Origin of the sequence: Saccharomonospora halophila 8 (assembly GCF_000383775.1) — a bacterium.
Taxonomy (GTDB): domain Bacteria; phylum Actinomycetota; class Actinomycetes; order Mycobacteriales; family Pseudonocardiaceae; genus Saccharomonospora; species Saccharomonospora halophila.
Genome location: NZ_KB912483.1, coordinates 31,007 through 37,096, shown reverse-complemented (window position 1 = coordinate 37,096; position 6,090 = coordinate 31,007). Strand labels below are relative to the sequence as shown.

Genomic DNA, 6,090 nt, shown 5'->3' with positions numbered 1-6,090 from the left:
GACGGCGGCACGGGCACGGGTGCGGCCGCGGCCGCGCAGCGCGTCGCCGACGGTCTGAACAACGACGACACCGCGGGACTCCGGCGCCTGGCCTGCCCCGACGCCACCGAAAAGGTCCCGCGCACGATCCGCACGGCACCGGCGATCCGCGACGTGAAGGTCGTCGGCGACATCCGGGAGACCGGGAACACCGCGACGGCGCGGATGGCGTACCAGCGCAACAGTATGCGGGTCACGACCGTCCTCGCCCGGCGAGACGGTGACTGGTGCTGGAAGGACGTCGTCCCGGGCGAGACCGGCACCGGTCCGGGCACCGGCGGCACGTCGAGCAGCCCCGCCCACCCCGGCGCGGAGGAGACACCGGGCGGGGACAGCGACCCCGCTCCGGCCGCGGGCGGCGAGGCCGACCAGCTCGCGCAGCGGTTTCTCGACACCCTGCACAGCGGGGACCGCGACGCGGCCCTGGGGCACTTCTGTGAGAACACCACGTCGCTGAGCGAGGATCACGTCAAAGCCGTCACGAACGGCTCCGCCGAGCTCACCGCCACGCTCTCCGGCGAACCGCGGGAGGACGACTTCGCCACCATCCACCTGTACGACCTGAGCGGCACGCTGGACGGCAGCGAGACCTCGGGACTGCTCTCGATCATCGACATGCGGGGCGAGCTCTGCGTCAGCACCTTCACGCTGTTCTGACCGACCCGACACCGTCCAAACCGTTCCGGTCAGCCACGGCGTCAACTCACTGATGTTCTCGTGAGGTGACCGCCACGGCGGGCGAGCACCCGGCGGGGCGGGCGGCCGAGGCGACGATCAGTCCTCGAACAGCGCGGGGAGCGCGCTCTCCCACGCCGTGCGCAGCTCGTCGAGGCCGAAGGTCGCCACGTCCTGGATCTCCAGCGCCCCGGAGTCCGGGTCGACCACGCCGGCCTTACGCCACGGCAGACCCCGCGCCGAGCACATCTCGGTGAACCGCAATTCCTCGCTGCGCGGCACCGCCACGAGCACCCGCCCCGCCGACTCGGAGAACAACTGCACGAAGGGGTCGGCGTCCGGATCGAGCACGAGGCGCGCGCCGCACTGGCCGATCAGCGCCATCTCCACGGCCGCCTGCGCCAGCCCCCCGTCCGAGAGGTCGTGCGCCGCCGAGAGCATCCCGTCCCGGGAGCCCGCGACCAGGATCTCGGCCAGCAGCCGCTCCCGCTCCAGGTCCGGGACCGGTGGTGTGCCGCCGAGGTGGCCGTGCACGATCTTCGCCCACGCCGACCCGCCGAACTCGTCCCGGGTGTCGCCGAGCAGCAGCAGGCTCTCGCCCGCCTCGTTGCCGATCCCGGTGGGGATACGCCGCCGGACGTCGTCCAGCACACCGAGTACGCCGACCACCGGGGTGGGCAGGATCGCACGGTCGCCGGTCTGGTTGTAGAAGCTGACGTTGCCGCCGGTCACCGGCACCCCGAGCTCGGCACAGCCGTCCGCGAGGCCGTGCACGGCGCGTTCGAACTGCCACATCACGCCCGGGTCGTGCGGCGAACCGAAGTTGAGGCAGTTCGACACCGCGGTCGGCATCGCACCGCTGGTGGCGACGTTGCGGTACGCCTCGGCCAGCGCGAGCCGGGTTCCGGTGTACGGGTCGAGGCGGACGAACCGGCTGTTGCAGTCCGTGGCCACCGCGACCCCGCGGCCGGTCGACTCGTCGACCCGGATCACCCCGGAATCCGACGGCTGCGCCAACACGGTGTTGCCGCGCACGTAGCGGTCGTACTGCTGAGTGACCCACTCCCGCGAGGCCAGCTCCGGCGACGACACCATCCGCAGCAGGGTGTCCCGCAGTTCGTCCGGAGTGGACGGACGCGGGAGCCGGTCCGGGGAGTTCGCCCCGATGTCGTCCTGCTCCGCGGGCCGCGCGTACGGGCGGTCGTAGACCGGACCCTGGTGGGCGACGGTGCGGGGCGGCACGTCCACCACCGTCTCGCCGTGCCAGCGCACCACCAGGTTGTCGCCGTCGGTGACCTCGCCGATCTCGGTGGCGAGCACGTCCCATTCGCGGCACACCGCCATGAATTCGTCCACATCGGACGGACTAACCACGGCGCACATGCGCTCCTGCGACTCACTGGACAGGATCTCGGCGGGGGTCATGCCCTCAGCACGCAGCGGCACCCGGTCCAGGTCGACACGCATTCCACCGTCGCCTGCCGCGGCCAGCTCCGAGGTCGCGCAGGACAGGCCCGCACCGCCGAGGTCCTGGATACCCACGACCAAGCGCTTGTCGAACAGTTCGAGGCAGCACTCGATGAGGACCTTCTCGGTGAACGGGTCGCCCACCTGCACGCTCGGCAGCTTCTTCCGCCCGCCCGCGCTCTCCGCACCCGAGAACGTGTCGCTGGCCAGCACCGACACCCCGCCGATGCCGTCGAGGCCGGTCCGCGCACCGAACAAGATGATCTTGTTGCCGGTCCCCGAGGCGTGCGCCAGGTGCAGGTTCTCGGTGCGCATGGCGCCCACACAGAGTGCGTTCACCAGCGGATTGCCCGCGTAGCTTTCGTCGAACACGACCTCGCCGCCGACGTTGGGCAAACCGAGGCAGTTGCCGTAGCCGGCGATGCCCGCGACGACCCCCGGCAGCACCCGGCGGGTGTCGGCGGCCTCGGCGGGACCGAACCGCAACGGGTCGGCCACCGCGAGCGGCCGCGCCCCCATCGCGAGGATGTCGCGCACGATGCCGCCGACGCCCGTGGCCGCACCCTGATACGGCTCCACATAGGACGGATGGTTGTGACTCTCCACCTTGAACGTGACGGCCCAGCCGTCCCCGACGTCCACCACGCCCGCGTTCTCGCCGATCCCGGCGAGCATCTTCGCGCGCATCTCCGGCGTGGTGGTCTCGCCGAAGTACGCCAGATGCCGCTTCGACGACTTGTACGAGCAGTGCTCGCTCCACATCACGGAGTACATGGCCAGCTCGGCCTCGGTGGGCCTGCGGCCGAGGATGCCGCGGATGCGCTCGTACTCGTCGTCGGCCAGGCCCAGTTCCCGGTACGGCTGCGCCAGTTCCGGGGTCCGCTCGGCGTGCGCGGTGGTGTCGGGGGAGTCGGAAACCACGGATGCGGGGTCGGTCTCGGGTGCTGCCACGTTGTCCAGCCTAGTCGGGCGGGTAGGGGGTCGAGGCGGGTCAGGCCGCCGGGGCGGGAGTCCGTCCGAGCGCGTCGAGCGCGGAGTAGAACACCCCGAGACCGTCGTCGGACGGGCCGGTGAGCGCGTCGATGGCGTGTTCGGGATGCGGCATGAGACCGAGCACCCGCCCGTTCGCGCTGCGGATGCCGGCGATGTCCCGACGGGAGCCGTTGGGGTTCTCGTCGACGTAGCGCAGCACCACGCGACCGTCACCCTCCAGCCCGTCCAGGGTCGCCTCGTCGGCGACGTAGCCGCCCTCGCCGGACTTGAGCGGGATCAGGATCTCGGCGCCGGGTTCGTAGCGGGTGCTCCACACCGAGGTGGTGTCCTCCACGCGCAGCCACTGGTCCCGGCAGACGAAGTGCAGCTTCTCGTTGCGTACCAGCGCACCCGGCAGCAGGCCCGCCTCACACAGGATCTGGAAACCGTTGCAGATGCCCAGCACCGGCATCCCGCGGCCCGCGGCCTCCACGACCGAGCTCATCACCGGGGCGAACCGCGCGATCGCGCCGCACCGCAGATAGTCGCCGTAGGAGAAACCACCCGGCACCACCACGGCGTCGACGCCGTGCAGGTCGGCGTCGGCGTGCCACAGCGGCACCGCCTCGGCCCCGGACCGGGTCACCGCGCGGGAGGCGTCGACGTCGTCCAGCGTGCCGGGGAAGGTGATGACGCCGATGCGCGCACTCACGCCTCGACCCTCCGTACGGTCCACTCCTCGATCACCGGGTTCGCCAGGAACCCCTCGGCGATCCGGGACAGGGTCTCGTCGTCGACGTCGTCGTCGACGTCGAGCTCGAAGTGTTTCCCCTGGCGGACCCCGCCCACGCCGTCGAAGCCGAGGCGGCCGAGCGCACCGGCGACCGCCTGGCCTTGTGGGTCGAGAATCTCGGGTTTGGGCATGACGTCGACGACTACTCGGGCCACGACAGGCTGCTCCTCGATTTGACGCAGTCGATGCGCGTCGAGCGTAACCCAGAGGCCGAGGAGCCCCCGACACCCCTCGGCCCCCGGGCCGCCTTCTTCACCCGGCTCTCACATCGGTAGACGCACGGAGGGAAGCCCACGTTGCCCGGGACGAGGTGTCCGGATCGATTTCGTCGGATCGGCCGAGCACCCGATCCGGAGGAGTGACCGTGTGTGGCGACCACAGGACAGGTGACCGTGAAGGGCACTTTCCCTGCGTCAAACGCAGTGAGGGGCACTTTCCCTGCGTTGAGTGCAGGAAAAGTGCCCTTCACGACACAACCCGGACCGGACGGGTCAGCGGCGGCCGTGCAGGCGGGTGATGAGTTTGCGGATGGTGTCTTCCGTCTTGCGGGTGCGGGCGAAGGTGGTGAGGGCGACCGGTGTGGGGAAGCGTTGGCGCGCGATCGCCTTCGGGCGGGCGAACTCGCGCAGCCCCTCGGGCCCGTGGATGCGGCCGAAGCCGGAGTCGCCGATGCCGCCGAACGGCAGGGACGCGATGCCCGCGAAGGACAGCGGGGCGTTGATCGCGGTCTGCCCGGTGCGGAGCCTGCGGGCCAGCTCCGTCCCCCGGCGTTTGGAGAACACCGTGGAGCCGAGGCCGTAGGTCGAGTCGTTCGCCTTGTCGACGGCCTCGTCCATGTCGGCCACGCGGGTGATCGTGACGGTCGGGCCGAAAGTCTCCCGGCACACCGCCTCGGAGTGGTCGGGCACGTCCACCAACACGGTCGGACGCACGTACCGCTCGCCCACGGCGTCGGAGCCGCCGAGCAGGGCCCGCCCGCCCCGGGCGAGGGCGTCGGTGATGTGCGAGCGCACCACGTCGAGCTGCGCGGGCATGGTCATCGGGCCGTAGTCCGAACCCGGCTCGACCTTCGTCGCCCGGTCCACGACCTTGTCCACGAACGCGTCGTGGATGTCGGTGTGCGCGTACACCCGCTCGACGCCCACGCAGGTCTGCCCCGCGTTGGAGAACGCGCCCCACACGGCCGCGTCGGCGGCGGCGTCCAGGTCGGCGTCCGAGTCGACCAGCAGCGGGTCCTTCCCGCCCGCCTCGATGATGACCGGCGTGAGCCGCTCCGCGGCGGTCGCCATGATCTTCTTACCGGTCTCGGCGGACCCGGTGAAGGCGATCTTGTCCACGTCCGCGCGGGTGAGCGCCGCGCCGGTGGCACCGAATCCGGTGATCAGATCGAACACCGGGTACTCCGGGACCGCCTCGGCGAAGGCGTCCACCAGCCACCGGCCCACCCCGGGCGTGTACTCGCTGGGCTTGAAAACCACGGCGTTCCCGGCCGCGAGGGCGTAGCTGATCGATCCCAGTGGGGTGAACACCGGGTAGTTCCACGGGCCGATGACGCCGACCACCCCGAGCGGCTGGTACTCCACGGTCGCCGCCTGGTTCGACATCAACAGGCCGGGGGAACGGCGCTGCCGCCCGAGCACCTTGCGCGCGTTCCGGGCGGCCCACTCGATGTGCTCGACGGCCAGCACCACCTCGAGCTGGGCGTCGCCCGCGGGCTTGCCGGTCTCGGCGCTGACGACCGCGCACAGTTCGTCCATGCGGCGGGCGACGACACCCTTCCACCGGCGCAGGCGCTCGGCACGCCCCGCGAAGCCCAGCGAGTCCCACCACCCGGCGGCCTCGCGGGCACGGGACACGGCCGCGTTCACGTCGTCGGCGCTGTGCACCGGATGGGTCCCGACAACGGCGTCGGTGGCGGGGTCGAGGGAGTCGAACGTCTCGACGGCCTGGGCGGTGCTGGTCATACCGACCACCCTACGACGCGGGAGTGTTACTGACAACACGCCAACAACCGCATGCGGGACACGATCAGGGCGCGGTGGACTCTCGTGCCGCACCGGGAACGGGCCCGGCCGTGGTTCCGTCCGGGCCCACCGACCCGGCGGCCCGGCTCTCCGCCCGCTCCGCCCTCGCCGACCGCACCG

5 protein-coding genes are annotated in these 6,090 nt (G+C 71.3%); 1 reads left to right on the top strand and 4 read right to left on the bottom strand.

The features are described 5' to 3' along the window. Window positions 1-696, top strand: a 696-nt coding sequence (locus SACHA_RS0101540) for a hypothetical protein (protein WP_019806643.1), incomplete at its 5' end; no start/stop codon positions are given. Between the two features lie 117 nt (window positions 697-813). Here the strand turns inward: SACHA_RS0101540 and purL are convergent. The 4 genes from purL to SACHA_RS0101520 form a co-directional block, all read right to left on the bottom strand. Beyond that, complete coding sequence (gene purL / locus SACHA_RS0101535; protein ID WP_408640312.1) at window positions 814-3,132, bottom strand: phosphoribosylformylglycinamidine synthase subunit PurL; 2,319 nt, start codon at window positions 3,130-3,132, stop codon at window positions 814-816. A gap of 40 nt (window positions 3,133-3,172) precedes the next feature. Continuing rightward, complete coding sequence (gene purQ, locus SACHA_RS0101530; protein WP_019806639.1) at window positions 3,173-3,865, bottom strand: phosphoribosylformylglycinamidine synthase subunit PurQ; 693 nt, start codon at window positions 3,863-3,865, stop codon at window positions 3,173-3,175. Continuing rightward, complete coding sequence (gene purS / locus SACHA_RS0101525; protein WP_028662783.1) at window positions 3,862-4,101, bottom strand: phosphoribosylformylglycinamidine synthase subunit PurS; 240 nt, start codon at window positions 4,099-4,101, stop codon at window positions 3,862-3,864. Before purS ends, purQ begins: the two co-directional genes overlap by 4 nt. 336 nt (window positions 4,102-4,437) lie before the next feature. Beyond that, window positions 4,438-5,910, bottom strand: coding sequence for an aldehyde dehydrogenase family protein (locus SACHA_RS0101520; RefSeq protein ID WP_019806637.1), 1,473 nt, complete (start codon window positions 5,908-5,910; stop codon window positions 4,438-4,440). Window positions 5,911-6,090: the final 180 nt, after the last annotated feature.